The sequence below is a fragment of the Nonomuraea sp. NPDC049695 genome, assembly GCF_040674955.1.
Classification (GTDB): domain Bacteria; phylum Actinomycetota; class Actinomycetes; order Streptosporangiales; family Streptosporangiaceae; genus Nonomuraea; species Nonomuraea helvata.
In genome coordinates this window covers 34109-54477 of the sequence record NZ_JBFANV010000068.1, presented here as the reverse complement: position 1 = coordinate 54477, position 20369 = coordinate 34109, and the positions used below count along the sequence as shown (strand labels likewise).

The following is a 20369-nucleotide window of genomic DNA, read 5'->3' as shown; positions in this document are numbered from 1 at the left end:
TCGGAGGGGCCCGCCTGACCCGGGTCCCTCGACCACCCGAAGGGGCCCCGCACTCCGGGGCCCCTTCCTTACTGGGATCTCCGCCACTCCGACACGATCTCGTCCACGTCGAACGGCATCAGGTTGAGCGGCGGACCGGACAGCCCCGTCCTGATCGCCTCGCGGATCCTCTGGTTGATCTCCTCGAGGATCTGCCGCACCTGCGTCTCCGACCTGGCCCCGCGCGCCTCGGCCAGCGCCTCCTCCGCCTCCTTGCGCAGCGCCAGCGTGGGCGGCAGCGGCATCGAGAGCCCCTCGCTCTCGACCTTCTGCTTGATCCACCACATCTCGTCGTACGGCCGGTCCGGCAGCGGCTTTCCTGCTCCCGGCAGGTCGTCGAACGCGCCGCGCTCCTCCGCCTCGCGAATCTGCCGGTCGACCCAGCTCTCGAACGGCATGCCCCTGGGTTTCCGCTCGGTCAATTGACCTCCTCAGGCCAGATTGTGACTCGGGGTCCGCGGGCCACGCCAGCCGAGCATGGCCTCGGTCATGCGTACGGACGCGACCGTGGCGGCCACGTCGTGCACCCGGAGGATGCGGGCGCCTTTGAGGATGGAGAAGACGTTGGCGGCGATCGTGCCCTCTTTCCGCTCGCCCTGGGGGCGGTCGAGCGTCTCCCCGATGAAGTCCTTGTTGGACAGGGCCACCAGCGTCGGGTACCCGATCGCGGTGATCTCCTCGAGCCGGCGCGTGAGCTCGAGCGAGTGGAAGGTGTTCTTGTTCAGGTCGTGGCCGGGGTCGATGATGATCCGGTCCTCGGCGATGCCGGACTTCAGCGCGTACGCGACCCGCTCGCGCAGGAACCCGGCCACTTCGGAGACGACGTCGGCGTAACTCGGCCGGAAGACCCGCTTGCCCGGGCCGCCGAGGCTGTGCGTGACGATCACGCTGACCCCTGACTCGGCGGCGAACTCCGCCATGCCGGGCTCGCGCAGGCCGTTGGTGTCGTTGATCACGTCGGCCCCCGCCTCGACGGCCGCCCGCGCCACCTCGGGCCTGTGGGTGTCGACGGAGATGACGGCGTCGGTGGCCTTCCTGACCTCGACGATCACCGGGACGACCCGCTCGATCTCCTCGTCCGCGCCGATCTGCGCCTGAGCCGCGCTGAAGGCGAACCCGCCGATGTCCACCCAGTCGGCCCCCTCGTCCACGGCCCTGCGCGCGGCCGCGACGGCGCTGTCGAGCGCGAACGTGCTGCCCTGGTCGTGGAAGGAGTTGGGCGTCCTGTTGACGATGGCCATGATGGCGACCTGGCGCGCGAAGTCGAACTCCCTCCGCCCGATGCGCCGGACGGGCGAGATCATCCCGGAAGGAAGCGTTTCGCCGCTCACGTTGCGAGCCTACCTGGCCCCTGTCCAGCCCATCCGCCCCGCCCGTCCCGACCGAGGGAGTGCGCCAAACGCCGCGACGCCGTCCACGGGCACCACCGCGGCCGTCACGGAGGCAGGGGTGTCATGGGACCGCCCGACACCAGGACGCGGGGCGGGGGTCAGGCCGTGAAGCGGCCGAAGGGGTGGCGGCCGGCGGAGACCCGCATGCGCTTCATGACCCGATGGGTGACGCGCTCCGGTGGGTGCGGCAGCCGCATGGTGAGCAGGACCGTGGTGCCGCCGGGACCGGTGTCGAAGTCGGCCATGTCGCACAGCCGGCGGATGAGGAAGATCCCCCTGCCCTCCTCGGTGAGGTCGAGCGGCTTGAGGTCGGCGTCCACGTACCCGTTGGGGATGCCCGAGCCCCGGTCGGTCGTCTCGGAGCGGATCACGCCGTTCACCGTCCACAGCTTGAAGTACCCATGCCCACCGGCGTGCTCCACGGCGTTGACGACGCTCTCATGCACGGCCAGGACGAAGTCATCGAGCTTGGGACTGCTCAGCCCGCAACTGCCTGCAAGTTCGGCCACTGCACGACGTAGTCGGGTGACGTCGTGGAGGGTGAAGGGCTGGGCCATCAGGGTGCGCATGCACTCCTCCGTGTCGTCCGACACACAGGCCGCGCTTCAGGACCTCGCGTTGTGTCTCCCGTTCCCCGGAGCCGGGGCCTTACACACCAGGACGCACATACGAACGGCCGCCCACGCCGGTGGCGAGCTCCTTCATCCGCTCGACCGGCCCGCCGTCGGGGGCGAGCGGCGCGGTGTCCATGCCGGCGCCGTCGTGCAGCCCTTCGACCAGCTCCCGCATGGCCTCCCACGACGAGTACCGGGGCGTCCAGCCCAGCACCTCCCTGGCCCGGTCGGTCTTCATGACCGGGATCCGCAGGACCAGGTCGAGCAGCCCGGGCGCGGCCGGTATGAGCCTCATGTGCCAGCCCACCGCCATGGCCGCCCTGGCCACGGTGGGCGAGACCGGCACCGTACGGGCGTCGAGCAGCTTGGCGAGGTCGGGCGGGTCGAGCACGGGCTCGGCGGCGATGTTGAACGCGCCCCGCACCTGCCTGGTGACCGCCAGCCGGTACGCCTCCGCCGCGTCCTGGGCGTGCACCACCTGCAGCCGCAGGCCGGGGACGTCCGGCACGAACGGGATGCGCCCCGCCCTGATCAGCCGCCGCGGCACGAACGGCCCGCCGAACAGCCTGCGCTGCTCGGTCGCCGCCACCCGCTGGAAGATGAACCCGGGCCGCATCCGCACCACGCGGGTGCTCGGGTGGTCGTGCTCGAAGACGTCGAGCACGCGCTCGACGTACGCCTTCTCCCGCCCGTACGCGGCCCCCGGCCAGCCGTGCGTGGGCCAGCTCTCGTCCACCGGCCGGTCCTTGGGCCCCGGCGAGTACGCTCCCACGGACGAGGCGTGGACCAGCGCGGGCACGCCCGCCTCGGCGACGGCGCGGAAGACGCGCATGCTGCCCAGCACGTTCGCCCGCCACGTGACGGACGGGTTGCGGGTCGGCTGGAACAGCCACGCGAGGTGCACGACCACGTCCGCCCCGTCGAAGATCCGCGTGAGGTCCGCGGTCGCGATGTCGGCCTGCCGCCAGTCGGTGCGGTCGATCCGCCACCCGGGCAACCGGCGGGCGACCCCCACGATCGAGGTCACGCCTCCGTCCGTGGCCAGCGCGCGTACCACGCTGGTGCCGACGTTCCCGGTTGCTCCAACCACAACGACTCTCATGGAAGCTCCGCTGCCCGGCCGTTGGTCCGGAAAATCCCCGTGACGTGGCAAGTTATGGCTGTAGGAGTATCTTGACCGCTCCGTCCGCCTTCTTCTGGAACATCTCGTACGCCATGGGCGCCTGCTCCAGCGGCATCCGGTGGGTGGCCAGGTCCATGACGCCGAGCGGATCGGACTCATCGGTCACCAGCGGCATCAGCACGCTGGTCCACCGCCTGACGTGGGTCTGGCCCATGCGCATCGTGATGCCCTTGTCGAACATGCGCAGCATGGGCATGGGATCGGTCATGCCGCCGTAGACGCCGATGACGGAGATGACGCCGCCGCGCCGTACCGCGTCGATGGCCTGGTTGAGCGCGGCCAGCCGGTCGACGCCCGCATGCGTCATCAGCGGCGCGGCGACCCCGGACGGCAGCATGCCGGCGAGGGTCTGGGCGACCTTGGCGGCAGGCGAGCCGTGGGCCTCCATGCCGACCGCGTCGATGACCGAGTCCGTGCCGCGCCCGGAGGTCCGCTGCCGGATCTCCCCGGGGACGTCGGTGACCTCGCTCGCGTCGATGACGTCGATCCCATGGCGGCGGGCCATCTCCAGCCGCTGCGTCACGCCGTCCACGCCGATCACCCGGTATCCCAGGTGGCCGGCGATGCGGGCGCACATCTGGCCGATCGGGCCGAGGCCGAGGACGGCGACGCTGCCGCCCTCCGGGACGTCCGCCCAGGCGACGGCCTGCCAGGCGGTCGGCAGCACGTCGGACAGGTACACGAACCGCTCGTCCGGCGGCCCCTCGGGCACCTTGACGGGGCCGAACTGCGCCTCGGGCACCCGCAGGTACTGGGCCTGCCCGCCGGGCACCTGGCCGTAGAGCTTGGTGTAACCGAACAGCGCGGCGCCCGTGCCCTGCTCGCGCACCTGGGTGGTCTCGCACTGGGCGTAGAGCTCCATCGAGCACATGTGGCAGTGGCCGCAGGCGATGTTGAACGGGATGACCACGCGGTCGCCCGGCTTGAGGTTGTCGATCCCGGAGCCGACCTCCTCGACGATGCCTATGGGCTCGTGCCCGAGGATGTCGCCCTCGGCCATGAACGGCCCGAGCACCTCGTACAGATGGAGGTCGGAGCCGCAGATGCCGGTGCTGGTCACCCTGATGACCGCGTCGTTGGGCTCCTTGATGGCGGGGTCGGGCACCTCCTCGACCCGGACGTCGCGCTTGCCGTGCCACGTGACTGCCTTCATGGTGTCTCCTTACGGAAGAGGCGCCCACGAATGCCGCATACCCCCGCATATCGCATCAAACGGCACGCCCCTCTCGACACTCCCTGCCGCTGGGACTGCTGAGGCAGAAGAAGTCATCCGCTACAGAAGACTCTTTACACGCTACGTATTGAATGAATAACTATTGGTAGCGAACTTCTGACCGAAGGAGCCGCGCGCATGCCGGTGAGCTTCATTCAGCCCGACGTCGGGTCGCGCGTGGACCGGCGCCTGGCCGGCTTCCTCGAGACCTGGGGAGCCCCCGTCGACGATCCGGACGTCGAGGCGGCGTACCGGTTACTGGCCGACTTCATCCTCAACGGCGGCAAGCGCGTCAGGCCGCAGCTGTGTTACTGGGGCTGGCGCGGCGCCGGCGGCGGCGACAGCGAGGAGATCATCACCGCCGCCGCGGCCCTGGAGCTGTGCCACGCGGGCCTGCTCATCCATGACGACATCATGGACGGCAGCGACCTGCGGCGAGGCCGGACCACCGTGCACAGGAGCCTGGCCCGGCTGCACTCCGGACCGGGCGCGGAGGCGTTCGGGCAGGGGGGCGGCATCCTGCTCGGCACGCTCAGCCTGGTCTGGTCCGACACGATGCTGTCGTCGTGCGGAGTGGAGCCGCACCGGCTGCGCGCCGCGCACCACGTGTTCGACGCCATGCGCACCGAGGTCATCAGCGGCCAGTACCTCGACATCGTGGCCCAGCTCCGTTCGGGCGCGAGCGTGGCCGAGGCGCTGACGGTGATCCGGTTCAAGACCGCCAAGTACACCGTCGAGCGGCCGCTGCAGATCGGCGGCGCGCTGGCGGGCGCCTCGATGGAGGTGCTGGAGTCGTACTCCCGCTTCGGCCTGCCGCTGGGTGAGGCGTACCAGCTCCGCGACGACGTGCTCGGCACGTTCGGCTCGGAGCCGGAGACCGGCAAGTCGGCCCTCGACGACCTGCGCGAGGGCAAGCGCACGGTGCTCTTCGCGCATGCCGTGCGGAACGCCTCCCCCGCCCAGCTCGGCCTCCTCGGGAGCTGGTACGGCAACCCCGAGCTGACCGAGGAGCACGCCGCGAAGCTGCGGCAGATCCTGCGCGACACGGGAGCGCTGGCCCGGGTCGAGGAAATGATCGAAGAACGCGTGCACGAGGCCGTGACGGCACTGGCCACGGCGCGGATCGAGCCGGAGGCCGCGAGAGTGCTGGCCCTGCTGGCGGACCAGCTCGCGCACCGCACCAACTAGGGGGTTCCCCGATGGGACGGGTACTTCTCGCGGCCCCGCGCGGCTTCTGCGCGGGTGTCGAACGCGCCATCACCACGGTCGAGGAGGCGCTGCGGCGCTTCGGCCCACCCGTTTACGTGCGTAAACAGATCGTCCACAACACCTACGTGGTCGACGACCTCACCAGGCGCGGCGCGGTCTTCGTCGAGGAGCTCGACGAGGTGCCCGACGGCTCGCTGGTCGTCTTCTCCGCCCACGGCGTCTCGCCGGCGGTCAAGGAGGCGGCGGGGCTGCGCGGGCTGCGGACGATCGACGCCACCTGCCCGCTGGTCACGAAGGTCCACAAGGAGGCCGTACGCATGGCCGAGGAGGGCTACGAGATCGTGCTGATCGGCCATACCGGGCACGAGGAGGTCGAGGGCACCCACGGCGAGGCCCCCGACCGCATCCACGTCGTGGACCCGGCCCGCCCAGGCGAGGTGACGGCGAAGGGGCGCGTGACCTGGCTCTCGCAGACCACGCTGGCCGTGGACGAGACCATGCGGGCCGTCACCGAGCTGCGCGAACGCTTCCCCGACCTGGTGGACCCGCCCAGCGACGACATCTGTTACGCCAGCCAGAACCGCCAGGAGGCGATCACCCGGATCGCGCCGGAGTGCGAGCTGGTCATCGTCGTCGGCTCGGCCAACTCCTCCAACTCCCGGCGGCTGGTCGAGGTGGCACTGGGCGCCGGCGCGGACGCGGCGTACCTGGTCGACAGGGCCGGGGACGCCGACGAGCGGTGGCTCGACGGCGTGCGCACCGTCGGGGTCAGCTCCGGCGCCTCGGTCCCCGAGCTGCTGGTCGAGGAGTTACTCGGCTGGCTCGCCGCCCGTGGATACGCCGACGTGGAGGGGGTGACCCTGGCCGAGGAGACCCTGACGTTCTCGCTTCCGCTCGAACTCCGATCCGCCCGCAAGTCCGGCTAGATCCCCCTATCGAGATTGGTGGTGCAGCACGATGACCGAAACGACCAACTCAACCGCCCCTGAGACCGTCAACGGCAACGGACAGCTCAGCCTCAGCACCGAGGCGGCCAAGCAGCTCGCGACCACGACCAAGACGCCGCCGCAGATGCAGGAGATCACCTCCCGCTGGCTGCTGCGCCTGCTGCCCTGGGTGCAGTGCTCGGGCGGCGTGTTCAGGGTCAACCGGCGGCTGACCTATGAGCTGGGCGACGGCCGCATCACGTTCAGCAACACCGGTTCGGACGTACGGGTGATCCCTGCCGAGCTGACTGAGATACCCATGCTGCGCGGCTTCGACGACACCGAGGCGCTGCAGGCCCTGGCCGGTAGCTTCGCCCAGCGTGAGATCGAGGCGGGTGAGGAGATCGTCTCCGAGGGCCGGCCCATTGACCGGCTGGTGCTCATCGCCCACGGCCGCGTGAGCAAGGTGTCCCGCGGCGCGTACGGCGACGAGCAGAGTCTCGGCATCCTGGCCGACGGCGACCACTTCGGCGAGCAGACGCTGACCGACGGCGGGCGGTTCGCGTTCACCGCGCGGGCCAAGACGGCCACCACCGTGCTCACCCTGTCCAGGCAGGACTTCGAGCAGGTGGCCGACCGGTCGCCTGCGCTGCGCGAGCATCTGGACCGCTGGAGTTCGAGCGTGGAGCACGCCCACAACGACTACGGCGAGGCCGCCATCGACCTGGCGTCGGGCCACACCGGCGAGCCCGTGCTGCCCGGCACGTTCGTGGACTACGAGCTGAGCCCGCGCGAGTACGAGCTGAGCGTGGCCCAGACGGTGCTGCGCGTGCACAGCCGGGTCTCCGACCTGTACAACCAGCCGATGAGCCAGCTCGACCAGCAGCTCCGGCTCACGATCGAGGCCCTGCGCGAGCGGCAGGAGCACGAGATGATCAACAACAGGGAGTTCGGCCTGCTCCACAACGCCGACCTCAGCCAGCGCATCCGCACCCGCACGGGCCGGCCCACCCCTGACGACCTCGACGACCTGCTGGCCACCGTGTGGAAGGACCCGGCGTTCTTCCTGGCCCACCCGCAGGCCATCGCCGCCTTCGGCAGGGAGTGCAGCAAGCGCGGCGTCTACCCGCAGTCCATCGACGTACTCGGGCACAAGATGCCGGCCTGGCGGGGCGTCCCGATCTTCCCGTGCAACAAGATCCCGATCTCGGCCACGTACACGACGTCCTTCCTGCTCATGCGCACCGGGCAGGAGAACCAGGGCGTTGTCGGCCTGCACCAGACCGGCATCCCCGACGAGTACCAGCCCAGCCTGTCGGTCCGGTTCATGAACATCAACGAGAAGGCCGTCATCTCCTACTTGGTCAGCGCCTACTACTCGCTGGCCGTTCTGGTGCCGGACGCGCTCGGCGTGCTGGAGGACGTCGAGGTCGGCAGGAACGGCTGACCGAGGGACCGGACGCCGGAGGCCGGCACCGCGTGCACGGTGCCGGCCCGCGCACTGCGAAGGAGCGACCATGAGCCAGCCGTTCGAACTGCCGGACTTCTACATGCCGTACCCGGCGCGGCTGAACCCGCATCTCGAAGAGGCTCGCGCGCACTCCAAGCGGTGGGCGCGCGACCTGGGCATGTCCGAAGGGTCGGGCATCTGGGAGGAGGTCGATCTCGACGCCCACGACTACGCGCTGCTGTGCGCGTACACGCATCCCGACTGCGACGGCGCCGAGCTCTGCCTGATCACCGACTGGTACGTGTGGGTCTTCTTCTTCGACGACCACTTCCTGGAGGTCTTCAAGCGCACCGGCGACCTGGCGGGCAGCAAGGCGTACCTCGACCGGATCGCGCGGTTCATGCCGATGGGCGAGGACCTGACCATGCCCGAGCCCACCAACCCGGTCGAGGCGGGCCTGGCCGACCTGTGGGTGCGTACGGTGCCCAGCAGGTCGGCGGACTGGCGCGCGCGTTTCGCCGAGAGCACCAGAAACCTGCTGAACGAGTCTCTCTGGGAGCTGGCCAACATCAACCGGGGACGGGTGGCCAACCCGGTCGAGTACATCGAGATGCGTCGCAAGGTCGGCGGGGCTCCCTGGTCGGCGGGGCTGGTCGAGCACGCGGTCGGGGCGGAGGTGCCCGCGCGGCTCGCGGGGACGCGTCCGATGCGGGTGCTGAAGGACGCCTTCGCGGACGCGGTCCATCTGCGTAACGACCTGTTCTCGTACGAGCGGGAGGTCGGGGACGAGGGCGAGCTGAGCAACGGCGTGCTGGTGCTGGAGACGTTCCTCGGCTGCGGCACGCAGGAGGCCGCCGACGCCGTCAACGACCTGCTGACCTCGCGGCTGCAGCAGTTCGAGCACACGGCTCTGGGCGAGCTGGGCCCGCTGTTCGTGGAGTACGGCGTCGATCCGCCCACCGCGGCCGGCGTGCTGGCCTACGTCAAGGGGCTGCAGGACTGGCAGTCGGGCGGGCACGAGTGGCACCTGCGCTCCAGCCGGTACATGAACCAGCGGGCCGCCGCCCGCAAGCCGCTGGGCATGCCGTCGATCGTCAACATGCTGGGGGCCAAGCGGCTGCGTAGCTTCACGTACACGCCGTACCAGCGGGTGGGACCGTCGCGGATCCCCGACCTGTGCATGCCCTTCCAGGTCCGGCTGTCGCCCCATCTCGACGCCGCCCGGCGCAACACCGTGGCCTGGTGCGGGGAGATGGGGATGCTCGACTCGACCGTGTGGGACGAGCGGCGGCTGATCGACCTCGACCTGCCGCTGTGCGTCGCGGGCATGCATCCCGACGGCGGTCCCGAGGAGCTGGACGTGGCTTCGTACTGGATGGCGTGGGGCACGTACGCGGACGACTACTTCCCGGCCGTCTTCGGCCGGTCACGCAACCTCGCGGCGGCCAGGATCGCGGTGGAGCGGTTCTCGGCGTTCATGCCGCTGGACGCCTCGCCCGCGCCGCCCCCGGCGACCGTGCTGGAACGAGGCCTGGCCGACGTCTGGGCGCGTACGGTGGGGCCGATGCCGCCGGAGGGCCGCCGCGAGCTGCGCGAGGCGGTCGAGAGCACGTGCCTCGCCTGGCTGTGGGAGCTGGGCAACCAGTTCGCGAACCGCATCCCCGACCCCGTGGACTTCATGGAGATGCGCCGGCAGGCCGCCGGCAGCGATCTGACCATGAGCCTCAGCCGGATGCGGCACGGCCGGCGGCTCCCCCGTGAGCTGCGCGAGAGCGGGCCGATCCGGTCGCTGGAGAACACCGCCGCCGACTGCGGGACGCTGATCAACGACGTCTTCTCCTACCAGAAGGAGATCGAGTTCGAGGGGGATCTGCACAACGGCATCCTGGTGGTGCAGCACTTCTTCGACTGCGACTACCCGACGGCGCTCGCCATCGTGACCGACCTGCAGGCCTCGCGGATGGGCCAGTTCCAGCACATCGTGGAGCACGAGCTGCCGATCGTGTGCGACGATCTCGGCCTCGACGCGGACACGCGGCAGGACCTCGACGCGTTCGTGGACGGGCTGCGTAACTGGGTGGCCGGGGTGTTCCACTGGCACCACAACTGCTCCCGGTTCGACGAGGAGTCGCTGCGCCGCCACAACCGGCCGCCGCGGTTCCGGCTGGGCGGCCCGACGGGCCTCGGCACCTCGGCGGCCCTGCCTCTCTACGCGGGCAGGTGATGGGCGCGGGGCTCGTAGTACCAGCCCATCATGCGCAGCAGCCGGCGCTGGTGCGGCGTGACGTTGTGCAGGCGGATCCACCGCTGTGACGGCGGGAGCGTGGGCATGACGAGCACGCGCAGGCCCGAGACGTCTATGAAGCTCAGCTTGCCGATGTCGACGACGATGTACGCTCCCTGGCGGCAACTCGCCAGGGCACCGGCGACCGCAGGGCTGTTGGAGGCGTCGATCTCCCCGATCAGCGCCACGGACGGCGGCCCGGGAGCCGGGCATACCGTGATCTTCAGCTGCCGATCCTGATAGAGCAGCCGGTCTTCGGCGCCGCTCACGTCGCACCCCCCAACACACACGCTCTGGGGGTCGTACTCCTGCTCTGACGATTCACCAGGTTACACGAAGTATGTTTCGCTATGTAATTTTCGCCGGAAAATGACCGAATTACGGGGAAATTATGAAGGGTCGCGCGAGGGCTTCTGGGGCGCGGGGGCGTGGACGTACGGACTGCGTCCGCCCAGCCAGGAGCGGGGCCACGGGGCCAGGCCGTAGCGCGGGGGGGCGGCCGCCCGCTCTCGACGAGCCGGTTATTCGGAGGAACGCTGGGGCGCGCGCGAGAACTCCATATGAATGGGGAACCATGGCGGTGCCCGCGTTCCGCGATCGAGATGGCCGGCATCCCTTTTCATGGGGCCATGACCGGAGAATTGGGGGAGAGAATACGCGTGGGGGCTTACGGGGGGTTCGGATCGGCTCGACGACGCGGGAGCAGCCGGATATCCGAGGAGGAAGTAGTACCGGGGGACGGGGGATCTGGTCTTCTACGACGGCCGTGAACGGCCACGGCCCCGGGCCCAGGTGATCCTGCAGTGATCGACCCGGGCCACGGGGCGCGGATAGCTCAGTGCGCACCAAGCCCGTGCCGTGGCCTCGCGAACGTCCACGGCCCGTTCTTCTGGTTCACCTCAACTACCAGGAAGGCGACCTTTGGCCGGGCGGCCCCTCACACGGGAGCCGCGATCGGCTTCCTGCCTACGCCACGTGAGGAGCCGTCAGTCGGTGTCGACCGGGGCCACGTGGCTCATGACAGGGACGGCCAGGACAGGGGCGTCGAGGTCGCTCACGGACACCGGCACGGACACCGGGAGGGCGTGGATGTCCTTGGCCGAGTCGTTCAGGATGTTGTTCAGCGCGGTCAGGTCCTCGGCAGCGGTGAGCTGGCTCAGGAGGGTCCACCCGCTGGTCTGCGGGTTGGGACCGACGTCGGCGGAGGCCGCGGCGGCGGAGAAGCCAAGAGCGGCGGCGGCGATGGCTGCACCGGCCAGAATGCGACGGATCATGTGTGCTTTCCTCCATGGATCGGCGCGGAATATCCAGCGCCATAGTCGTTTCTGCAGGGCTGTGAGGTGCCGGAAATAACAATCGCGGGAGGCGGCCTGAATCGCAACTCACAACGCCCTCGTGGAGGTCAAGGAGGTGCCTCGATTTCTTGGCACTCGGTTTTCGGCTCGTCAACCATGCGCGGCGCATACACAACGGAAACAGTCCGGCGAACGAGCTTTATTTTTACCGGCCGCACACGCGATGGGGCAGCCGTTCACCGCTGTTTAGCAAATGATCAACCGAAAATGGAGAACTTCCGGCGGTCAGTTCGGTGGCTTCGACCCCGTCCGCGCTCTGTCGGACCAGCCCGGCTGACGGCCCCACGCCGGTTGAATCGCGCAGGTCTGCCGCAGATCACGCGTGTAACAGGTGAAATGGGTGCCGTCTGGGTCCGGAAAGCAGGAGTCAGAACTCAGCACGCTTCCCCGTGTCGAGATCGTGGTGCTGGCTCCGTCCCAGGTACACCAGCGGCTACAACGGGCCGCGCGACGAAGAAGGAGAACCACCATGACGCTCCAGCGGATGGACAACGTCGGCATTGTCGTCGACGACCTTGAGGCTGCCATTGCGTTCTTCGTAGAGCTCGGCATGGAGCTGGAGGGCAAGGCGCAGATCGAGGGCCTCTGGGCGGACCGCACCGTCGGACTCGACGGCGTCCGCTGCGACATCGCGATGATGCGGACCCCAGACGGCCACGGCCGGCTGGAACTGGCGAAATACCACTCCCCCGCGGCGATCGGCGCCGGACCGCACAACCCGCCGCACAACACGCTGGGCATGCATCGCGTCATGTTCGCCGTCGACGACATCGAGGACGTCGTTGCCCGCCTGCGCACTCACGGCGCCGAACTCGTCGGTGAGCTGGCCCAGTACGAGGACAGCTACCGGCTCTGCTACGTCCGCGGCCCCGAGGGGATCATCGTCGCGCTGGCCGAGCAGCTCAGCTGACAGCCCATCGCGGCCGGCCTGCGACCGCTGCGACCCCGGCGTCGGCCGCCTTCTCGCCGCTCTGGCCGCCCACGTCCCTCCGGGCGGGCGCGTGCTGGAGCTCGGGACGGGGGCCGGGGGTGGGGCTCGCGTGGTTGGTGAGCGGTGGGGCTCTCTCACGGCTCCGGCGTCATCCTCGCGACGGCCCGCTGACGCAATCGTGGAAGGATACCCCCATGGCAGAGATCGTCGGCGGGGGACGTCCGGTCAACGACGCCGAGCGGAGGGTGATCGCCTATCTGCGCGACCACGCGCCCGCCGACTGGCTGCTGCTGCACAACGTCGAGGTCCAGCGCGGCCACGACGTCTTCGAGGTGGACCTGATCGTGCTGACCGGCCACTCGCTCGTGGTCGTCGACGTCAAGGGCACCAGGGGCCGCATCGAGGTGTCGGGCACGCGCTGGTTCCCACCGCGCAGGGAGGCGTTCGGCTCTCCCGTGGCCAAGTTGCGCGGCACCGCCAAGGCGCTGAAGGGCCTGCTGGTGTCCAAGGCCACCCAGCTGGAGCGGGTCTACGTCGACTGCCTGGTCGTGCTCACCTCGCCCGACGCCCAGCTGGTCGATCCTGCGGGACGCGACGCGGCCAACGTCACCGACCTGCCGGGGCTGCTCACCACTCTGAGCGACGTCTCCAGGATCAGGCGCGGGTGCAGCCCCGACGCGAAGCCGTACCGCACCGCGATTCTCGACGCGCTCAACCAGACGGTACGCCGCAGCACCGCGCCGCCGAGGTTCGGCAACTGGGAGGTCGAGGAGCAGCTCGGCGGCGACCACAAGGTCACCGAATATCGCGCCTTCAACGTGACGCTGCCGGGCAGCGAGACCGTGCTGCTACGGGTCTACCAGGCCGACCCGCTGGCCGACAGCGAGGCGCGGGCGGCCGAGCGGCAGCGCATCGCCAACGCTTACCAGACGCTGGCCAGGATCCCCCCGCACCCGTGCGTGGTGCGCTCGCGCGACTTCTTCGCCATCGACGACGAGAGCCGGTTCGTGCTGGTGCTGGACGACGTGCACGGCGAGGCGCTGCACCTGTCGCTCGGCAGGGGCGCCCGGCTGAGCGTGATCCAGGACCTGCTGCGCGGGCTCGCGCACGCCCATGCAAACGGCGTCGTCCACCGCGCGCTGACCCCGGCCTCCGTGCTGGTCACGGACGACGGGCACGCGGTGCTGACCGGGTTCGACTACGCCAAGCCGGGGCCGCGTAACTACACCGTCGCCCACGAGCTGGGCAACGTGCTCGACGCCCACTACGTGGCGCCCGAGTGCCAGGAGCGGCCCGACCGGATGACGACCGCCTCCGACGTCTACGCGGCCGGCGCCGTCGCCTATCACCTGCTCACCGGCCGGCTCCCGGACGGCCCCGACGCCCACGGTCCCGACGTGCCCGAGGTCGTACGCAGGATGCTCGACCACTCCCCGGCCAGGCGCCCGACCGCAGCCGAGGCCCTCGACGCTCTCGAGGGAAATGCGCCCCTCCAGGAGTCCCGCCTCAAACGACTGGTACGTCGGCTAGTGTCCCGATCATGACCGTACGCCTGCGCCCCGTCGAAGAGGATGATCTGCCCTTCCTGTACCGGCTCACGAGCGATCCCGACAGCACGGGCGAGTTCCAGTGGTACGGCTTCCAGAACCCCCACCGCCTGCGCGAGCGCTGGCAGGACAACGGGATGCTGGGCGACGACGGCGGCATCCTGATCATCGCGGACGGCGGCGACGAGATCGGCTTGGTGTCGTGGAGCAAGCAGGTCGCCAACCGCGCCAGCTACTACTGGTCGATGGGGCTGATCGTGGCGCCCGAGCATCGCGGCCGGGGCCACGGCACGGAGGCGCAGCGGCTGCTCGCGCGCTACCTGTTCGACCACTCGACGGCCAACAGGATCGAGGCGAGCACGGAGATCACCAACGTGGCCGAGCAGCGGGCGCTGGAGAAGGCGGGGTTCACCCGGGAGGGCGTCCTGCGCGGCGGCGGCTTCCGCGCCGGCCGGTGGCATGACGGCGTGCTCTACAGCATGATCCGCGCCGACCTCGACGAGAAGCCTTAGCCGCGGAGCTTCCGGCAGATCCTGTATCAGTTCTGGACGATTCTTGTGCGCCCTTTCCTGACTCTGTTGTCAGAGATCCCACGGGAAAGGATCACCCCCCATGAAGCTCAGCCGAGCCATGATCGCGTGCCTCGCATTGGCACTCAGCCTCGGTACCGCCCCCGCCGCCATGGCCGACCCCGTGCCGGAGTCGGATCAGGCGCAGATCCTCGCGACGAACTTCCAGATGCCGTTCCCCTGCAACCAGACCTGGACCGGCAACTCCGGCAACAGCAGCGCACACCAGTCATGGGAGATCGACTTCAACCGCGGCAGCACCGCCGACGCCGACCTGGGTGACACCGTGGTGGCCGCCGCGGCGGGCACCGTGGTGATCTCCGCGCACCAGGGCTCGACGAACCGCTACGGCAACCTCGTCAAGATCGACCACGGCAACGGCTGGGCCACGTACTACGCCCACCTGAACACCCGTACGGTCGCCGAGGGCCAGACGGTGTCGCAGGGCCAGCAGATCGGCACGGTCGGCAACACCAGCGCGCCGGGCAACAACATCAGCCCGCACCTGCACTACGAGGTACGGCTGGGGACGAACTACCCGGACAACATCCAGAAGGCCGTCTTCAACGGCGTCACGTTCGGCTACCCGCAGCAGAGCGTGACCTCCAAGAACTGCGGCAACCCCTACACCCCGACGTCGGTCTGCGGCTCGGGCTACGACGTGGTCGACTCGGCGACGCTCGGCACCGACGGCGCCGTCTACCTGCTCTACAACAGCTCCAACGGCAACAACTGCGTCACCACGATCAAGTACAAGAACACCGGTACGGCCACCGCCACCACGGCCTACCTGGAAGTGGAGGGCAGTACGAGGAAGACGGACTCGGGCAGCTACAGCTACTACGCGGGACCGGTCATCGCGTCGGCGGCCGGCAAGTGCGTCAAGTGGGGCGGCAAGGCCGGCTCCTCGACGTACGACAGCGGGTTCGAACACTGCGATTGACGAGACAGATGAGATGAGGGGCCGGGTGGGCACAGATTCACCCGGCCCCTTCACACGTGTGTGAACGTGTCCAACACATCTATCACGTAGAGCGACGGCTCGTCACCGAAACCGGAGACCGCGACCCTGCTGCCGACCCGCCGGCCCACGAGCGCCTCCACCCACCCGTCAGGCACGGCCCCCTCCTTCAGCGTGAACGCGCTGGGCCCGCCCCTCCGGTACGACGAGTCCACGACCGCCCGGGACGGCCAGGACGACTCCAGGTACTGGATCACCACCTTCGAACCGGCCGCGATCTCGTCCCCCGAGCCGTCGATGAGGACCCGGGCCGGCGAACCCGGCACGAAATCGGCCGGGACAGCCGGCAAGGTGCGGCCGACGAGCCGGGCGTCGGGCGGGTAACCGCCCAGGATGTCGAAGACCAGCACGAGCGTGTCCCCGGGCGCGACACCGGTCAGCGGCACGTCCGGCCCGAGCGCTTCCGACGCCGGGCTGACCAGCATGACCCGGCTGCCCGCCGGCCGGCCCATGAGCGACTGCCGCCAGGTCTCCGCCACCTGCCTGCCGTCGAAGACCACCGCGGTGGGCTGGTGGCCGTCATAGGTGCTCATGTACGGCCGGTTGCCCGACCAGCGCCGGATGTCCACGTCGGCGAGCACCACGTCGCCCGGCAGCGTACGCCGGCCGCTGCCCGTCGACAGCACCGTGATCTGCGGTGTGCGGCTTGGCTTGCCCCTGGGGATGGCGACGACCGGCTTGGTGCCGAACGCACCCGTGACAACGGGCTGCGTGCCGTCCTCAGCGAGGCCACACGAGGTGGCGAGCATGAGCACGGCCGGCCAGAACAGACGCACGATTTCCTCCACGACCGGATCCTCGAGGGGCCGGACGTGTTCTTGCCGCAATGGCCAAAAGGAAAGCTGCGGGTCTCGCCATCTCACGACAAAGGCGCGGGAGACTTGTGGCGTGAGCGAGCGCAGGGAGCGAACCAATAGACACAGCAGCATGCTCACGGGGCCGACGCAGGAGGCCCCGTGAGCAAGCCCAATTTGGCGCGGAGGGTCGCGGACGCGGCTGAGATCGCGTTGACCGCGCGGAAGTACGTGACGTTCATCGACGTGGTGACGGGGCTGCGCTGGCTGCACTCCAGACATGTGGACACCTGGCGGCAGGGCCGGGTCGCCACGCTGTCCGAGCTGGCGGCCGTCGACGAGGAGCGCCTGCTCACCACGGCCACCCTGCTGAAGGAGTGGGCGCTGGCCAAGGGGCTCAAGCCGGTGGACACGCCGTACGTGGCGGGCACGCGCGACCGCCGCGAGCTGCGCTTCACCGCCGGGCACGGGCAGGAGCCGTTCCGCGTGCACTGGCTCTCACCTGACCTCAGCGAGGCCAGGGTCCGCAGGCTCACCGAGCCCAAGGTGCCCGATCTGGTGGCGGTGGCCCCGCTCAACGAGTGGACGTGCGCCTCGTGCGGCGACACGGGGCCGTACCTGATCATGGAGGACGACCAGCCTCACTGCCTGACCTGTGCGGACCTGGATCACCTGGTGTTCCTGCCGTCGGGTGACGCGGCGCTCAGCCGCCGGGCCAAGCAGGAGAGCGGCCTGTCGGCGGTGGTCGTCCGGTACAACCGGCGGCGCAAGGTCTACCAGCGCGCCGGCCTGCTGGTCGAGGAGGCCGCGCTGGCCGCCGCCGAGGAGCGGTGCCTGGCCGACGAGGAGGTGCGCCTGCGCCGCCGCGAGCGCGACCGGGTGCGCAGGACGGAGCAGGACGTCGAGTTCCAGGCCAGGATGGCGGCCGAGATCGCCAGGCTGTTCCCCGGCTGCCCGGAGCAGCGGGCGCAGGAGATCGCCGAGCACGCCGGACAGCGCGGCAGCGGCCGGGTGGGCAGGACGGCGGCGGCCAGGGCGCTCGACGAGAATGCCATCACGCTGGCTGTCATAGCCTCCATCAGACACCTCGACACCGACTACGACCGCCTGCTCATGTCCGGCGTGCCCAGGATGGAGGCCAGGGACATGATCAGGGAACACATCGAGCGCAAGCTGGAGGAATTCCGCCGATGAGCGACTGGCACGACGTACGGGAAGAGCTGCGCGCGTATGCGCTCAAGCTGCCCGAGACGCACGAGGACCACCCGTGGGGCGAGACCGTCATCAAGGTGAACAAGAAGGTCTTCGTCTTCCTCGGCATCGACGAGCAGACCGAGAAGTGGAATCCGTCGTTCGGCGTGAAGCTGCTGTCGGAGTCGCACGGCCACGCGCTCACCGTCGAGGGGGCGGCGCCCAGCGGCTACGGGCTGGGCAAGGCGGGATGGGTGACCGTGCCGTTCCTTTCGCAGCTGCCGGAGACGGACGTGCTGCTCGACTGGGTGGAGGAGAGCTACCGCGCCATCGCGCCCAAGCGGGCGGTCAAGCAGCTCGACGAGCGCCCGGTCAGGTGACCGCCAGGCGGGTGGCGTACCGTTCGTCCCGCCAGAGCTCCTTGTCCAGCACCTCGAGCAGCGTGGTCGCCGCGTGGTGGACGTCGGCGTAACCGATGTAGAGCGGCGCGAAGCCGAACCTGAGGATGTCCGGCGCACGGAAGTCCCCCTGCACGCCCCGGTCGATCAGCGCCCGCATCACCGGATAGCCGTCAGGGTGGCGGAAGCTCACCTGGCTGCCGCGTACGGCGGGATCGGCGGGCGAGGCCAGCTCCAGCGCGTCACCGACCAGATCGACGAAGAGCGAGGTCAGCGCCATGCTCTTGGCCCGCACCCGGTCCATCGGCACCCGCTCCCACACGTCGAGCGCCGCCTCCAGCGCCGCGAAGGACAGCACGTGCGGGGTGCTCACCGCGAACCGCCTGACGCCCTCCGCCGGGCGGTAGCCGGGCTCGAACGCGAACGGCTCGGCGTGGCCGTACCAGCCGGACAGCACGTTCTCGGCGGCGGCGTGGTGCCGCGGGTTGACGTAGAGGAACGCGGGGGCGCCCGGACCCGCGTTCAGATACTTGTACGTGCATCCGACCCCGAAATCCGCCCCCGAGACGTCCACCTCCATGGCCCCCACGCTGTGGCACACGTCCCAGACCATGAGCGCGCCGGCCTCGTGGACCCGGGCGGTGACCGACGGCACGTCGTGGCGGGCGCCGGTGCGGTAGTCGACCTCCGACAGCAGCACCACGGCCGCGTCGTCGAACCGCCCCTCCGAGAAGTCGCGCACCTCGTAGCCGCCGAGCAGCCGGGCCAGGCCCTGGACCATGTAGTGGTCGGTGGGGAAGTTCCGGACGTCGGAGACGATCACCCGGCGCTCGGGACGCAGCCGCAGCGCCGCCGCCACCGCCTGGAAGACCGCGATCGACGTCGTGTTGCCCACCACGACCTGGCCGGGGCCGGCGCCGATCAGCGGGGCCAGCCGGTCGCCGACGGTCAGCGGCTGCGCGTACCAGCCGGAGTGGTTCCAGCCGCCGACGAGCTCCTTGCCCCATTCGTCCTCAACCGCCTGCCGCACCCGTTCCGCGGCACGGCGGGGCAGCGCGCCGAGCGAGTTGCCGACGAGGTAGACGACCCCCTCCGGCAGCACGAACTCGTCCCTGAACTCCCGCAGTGGGTCGGCGGCGTCGAGGGCGAGGCACTCGTCCCGGTCCAATGTTTCACTCCTTTTGTGGGGGCATAGTGGCAACTACCCGATTCACGCCATTCTGGTACTCGCGGACGTACCAGTTCTGCACCGGGTTGTGCGTCGCGTCGAGCCGGAACGCCCCGCGCGGCCCGTCCAGCTCCCCCACTGCCGCCATCCCTCCCTCCTTGGCCAGCCCTCTGTCGATGAGCCGCATGGCGTCCCAGCTCTGGAGCGCCACCGCGGACGGGTTCCGGCCGGTCTTCGCCCGCCATCGGGTGACGAAGGCGGTGTTGTCCGGGTCGTCCAGTGCGGGCGAGTACATGCCGACGCTGGTGATGCCCTCGGCGTCCTGGCCGACGGCCCGCAGCACGTCCTCGTCGGTGAGGTTCTGGCAGGCCAGCAGCTTGACCTTGGAGGCGGCGTGCTGCCGGTATCCCTTCAGGAACTCGACCGCGTCGCCGCCGGCGTAGAAGGCGTACAGAAGCTTCGCCTCCGGCGGGATCTGCGCGAAGTACGGCTCCAGGTCCGTGACCCGGCCGTAGGGCGTCAGGATGCGTTTGAGCGGCTGGGCGCCGTACCCCTCGGTGAAGCCCCTGAGCGTCTCGATGCCCGCCGAGTAGTCGGAGGCCATGAGCACCACGCCCTCCCTGCCGTACCGCTCGGCGGCGTAGCGTCCGGCGGCGTAGCCGTGGTCGTGGTTGGTGTACGAGACGCGGAAGACCTTCGGGCCGCCCAGCGTGTCGGCGCCCGCGTTGGCGATCACCACCGGCGTGCTGCCGGCCGCCTTGACCACCGACTCTGCGACGGGGGAGGCGATCAGGCCGGTGATCACGTCCACGCCCTCGTCGTCGATGAGCCGCCTGGCCTGTGCCTGGCCCTCCTCCGGGCTGCCCGCATCGTCGGCCACGACCAGCTCGGCGGGCCTGCCGCCCAGGCGGCCGCCGTGGTCGTCCAGGTAGAGGCGCATGGCGGTCTCCATGTCGTCGCCGAGCACGGCGTACACGCCGGTCTGCGAGATGATCGCGCCAACCTTGACCAGCGGATCTCCCTCGCCGGACAGCGGCACGGCCCCGCCGCAGCCGGCGGCCATCAGCACGACTAACCCCAGCACGG

The 20369-nt window shown here is 69.8% G+C and carries 20 protein-coding genes; 10 read left to right on the top strand and 10 right to left on the bottom strand.

Annotated elements, in window-relative coordinates; translation table 11 throughout:
* Positions 1-68: 68 nt before the first annotated feature.
* The 5 genes from AB0J64_RS40845 to AB0J64_RS40825 all read right to left on the bottom strand — a co-directional run bounded on the left by AB0J64_RS40845 (position 69) and on the right by AB0J64_RS40825 (position 4380).
* On the bottom strand, positions 69-461 hold the full coding sequence (locus tag AB0J64_RS40845) for a DUF1992 domain-containing protein (RefSeq protein WP_364040062.1): 393 nt from the start codon (positions 459-461) through the stop codon (positions 69-71).
* A gap of 9 nt (positions 462-470) precedes the next feature.
* The gene (gene folP / locus AB0J64_RS40840; protein ID WP_364040059.1) at positions 471-1370 is read right to left on the bottom strand and encodes a dihydropteroate synthase; all 900 of its coding nucleotides are present in this window, start codon (positions 1368-1370) and stop codon (positions 471-473) included.
* Between the two features lie 158 nt (positions 1371-1528).
* On the bottom strand, positions 1529-1999 hold the full coding sequence (locus tag AB0J64_RS40835) for an ATP-binding protein (RefSeq protein ID WP_364040056.1): 471 nt from the start codon (positions 1997-1999) through the stop codon (positions 1529-1531).
* A 79-nt stretch (positions 2000-2078) separates the two neighbouring features.
* A complete protein-coding gene (locus tag AB0J64_RS40830; protein WP_364040053.1) occupies positions 2079-3146 on the bottom strand; it encodes an NAD-dependent epimerase/dehydratase family protein in 1068 nt (355 codons plus the stop codon).
* Positions 3147-3198: 52 nt separating this feature from the next.
* Positions 3199-4380 carry a zinc-dependent alcohol dehydrogenase gene (locus AB0J64_RS40825; protein ID WP_364040050.1) on the bottom strand — a complete coding sequence of 394 codons (1182 nt, stop codon included), beginning with the start codon at positions 4378-4380 and terminating at the stop codon, positions 3199-3201.
* A 204-nt stretch (positions 4381-4584) separates the two neighbouring features.
* Here AB0J64_RS40825 and AB0J64_RS40820 point away from each other — a divergent pair, with 204 nt between their 5' ends.
* The 4 genes from AB0J64_RS40820 (at position 4585) to AB0J64_RS40805 (ending at position 10249) form a co-directional block, all read left to right on the top strand.
* A complete protein-coding gene (locus tag AB0J64_RS40820; RefSeq protein WP_364040047.1) occupies positions 4585-5628 on the top strand; it encodes a polyprenyl synthetase family protein in 1044 nt (347 codons plus the stop codon).
* 11 nt (positions 5629-5639) lie between these two features.
* On the top strand, positions 5640-6575 hold the full coding sequence (locus AB0J64_RS40815) for a 4-hydroxy-3-methylbut-2-enyl diphosphate reductase (RefSeq protein ID WP_364040044.1): 936 nt from the start codon (positions 5640-5642) through the stop codon (positions 6573-6575).
* A gap of 31 nt (positions 6576-6606) precedes the next feature.
* Entirely contained in the window at positions 6607-8022 is a 1416-nt protein-coding gene (locus AB0J64_RS40810; protein WP_364040041.1) for a family 2B encapsulin nanocompartment shell protein, read from the top strand.
* Positions 8023-8092: 70 nt separating this feature from the next.
* Positions 8093-10249, top strand: coding sequence for a terpene synthase family protein (locus AB0J64_RS40805; RefSeq protein WP_364040038.1), 2157 nt, complete (start codon positions 8093-8095; stop codon positions 10247-10249).
* Here AB0J64_RS40805 and AB0J64_RS40800 read toward each other — a convergent pair.
* Positions 10234-10578, bottom strand: a complete 345-nt coding sequence (locus AB0J64_RS40800; RefSeq protein ID WP_364040035.1) for an STAS domain-containing protein — start codon at positions 10576-10578, stop codon at positions 10234-10236. The genes AB0J64_RS40805 and AB0J64_RS40800 overlap by 16 nt on opposite strands.
* A gap of 717 nt (positions 10579-11295) precedes the next feature.
* Complete coding sequence (locus AB0J64_RS40795) at positions 11296-11583, bottom strand: hypothetical protein (RefSeq protein WP_364040032.1); 288 nt, start codon at positions 11581-11583, stop codon at positions 11296-11298.
* Positions 11584-12148: 565 nt separating this feature from the next.
* Between AB0J64_RS40795 and AB0J64_RS40790 the strand changes: the two genes are divergently transcribed.
* The 4 genes from AB0J64_RS40790 (at position 12149) to AB0J64_RS40775 (ending at position 15654) form a co-directional block, all read left to right on the top strand.
* Positions 12149-12574 (top strand): VOC family protein, encoded by a 426-nt coding sequence (locus tag AB0J64_RS40790; RefSeq protein WP_364040080.1) that lies wholly within the window; start codon positions 12149-12151, stop codon positions 12572-12574.
* Positions 12575-12789: 215 nt separating this feature from the next.
* Entirely contained in the window at positions 12790-14139 is a 1350-nt protein-coding gene (locus AB0J64_RS40785; RefSeq protein WP_364040029.1) for an NERD domain-containing protein kinase family protein, read from the top strand.
* Complete coding sequence (locus AB0J64_RS40780; RefSeq protein WP_364040026.1) at positions 14136-14654, top strand: GNAT family protein; 519 nt, start codon at positions 14136-14138, stop codon at positions 14652-14654. Before AB0J64_RS40785 ends, AB0J64_RS40780 begins: the two co-directional genes overlap by 4 nt.
* A 100-nt stretch (positions 14655-14754) precedes the next feature.
* Positions 14755-15654 (top strand): M23 family metallopeptidase, encoded by a 900-nt coding sequence (locus AB0J64_RS40775; protein ID WP_364040023.1) that lies wholly within the window; start codon positions 14755-14757, stop codon positions 15652-15654.
* Positions 15655-15704: 50 nt separating this feature from the next.
* On the opposite strand, the gene AB0J64_RS40770 is transcribed toward AB0J64_RS40775, so the two are convergent.
* Positions 15705-16520, bottom strand: coding sequence for an FKBP-type peptidyl-prolyl cis-trans isomerase (locus AB0J64_RS40770; protein WP_364040020.1), 816 nt, complete (start codon positions 16518-16520; stop codon positions 15705-15707).
* A 168-nt stretch (positions 16521-16688) separates the two neighbouring features.
* On the opposite strand from AB0J64_RS40770, the gene AB0J64_RS40765 reads away from it, so the two are divergent.
* Together AB0J64_RS40765 and AB0J64_RS40760 are read left to right on the top strand one after the other, a co-directional pair.
* Entirely contained in the window at positions 16689-17720 is a 1032-nt protein-coding gene (locus AB0J64_RS40765) for a DUF2293 domain-containing protein (RefSeq protein WP_364040017.1), read from the top strand.
* Positions 17717-18097: an MmcQ/YjbR family DNA-binding protein gene (locus AB0J64_RS40760; RefSeq protein WP_364040014.1), complete on the top strand. Its 381-nt coding sequence runs from the start codon at positions 17717-17719 to the stop codon at positions 18095-18097. Before AB0J64_RS40765 ends, AB0J64_RS40760 begins: the two co-directional genes overlap by 4 nt.
* Here the strand turns inward: AB0J64_RS40760 and kynU are convergent.
* Together kynU and AB0J64_RS40750 are read right to left on the bottom strand one after the other, a co-directional pair.
* A complete protein-coding gene (gene kynU, locus AB0J64_RS40755; RefSeq protein WP_364040011.1) occupies positions 18090-19283 on the bottom strand; it encodes a kynureninase in 1194 nt (397 codons plus the stop codon). The genes AB0J64_RS40760 and kynU overlap by 8 nt on opposite strands.
* 4 nt (positions 19284-19287) lie before the next feature.
* On the bottom strand, positions 19288-20367 hold the full coding sequence (locus AB0J64_RS40750; protein ID WP_364040008.1) for an ABC transporter substrate-binding protein: 1080 nt from the start codon (positions 20365-20367) through the stop codon (positions 19288-19290).
* Positions 20368-20369 lie beyond the last annotated feature (2 nt).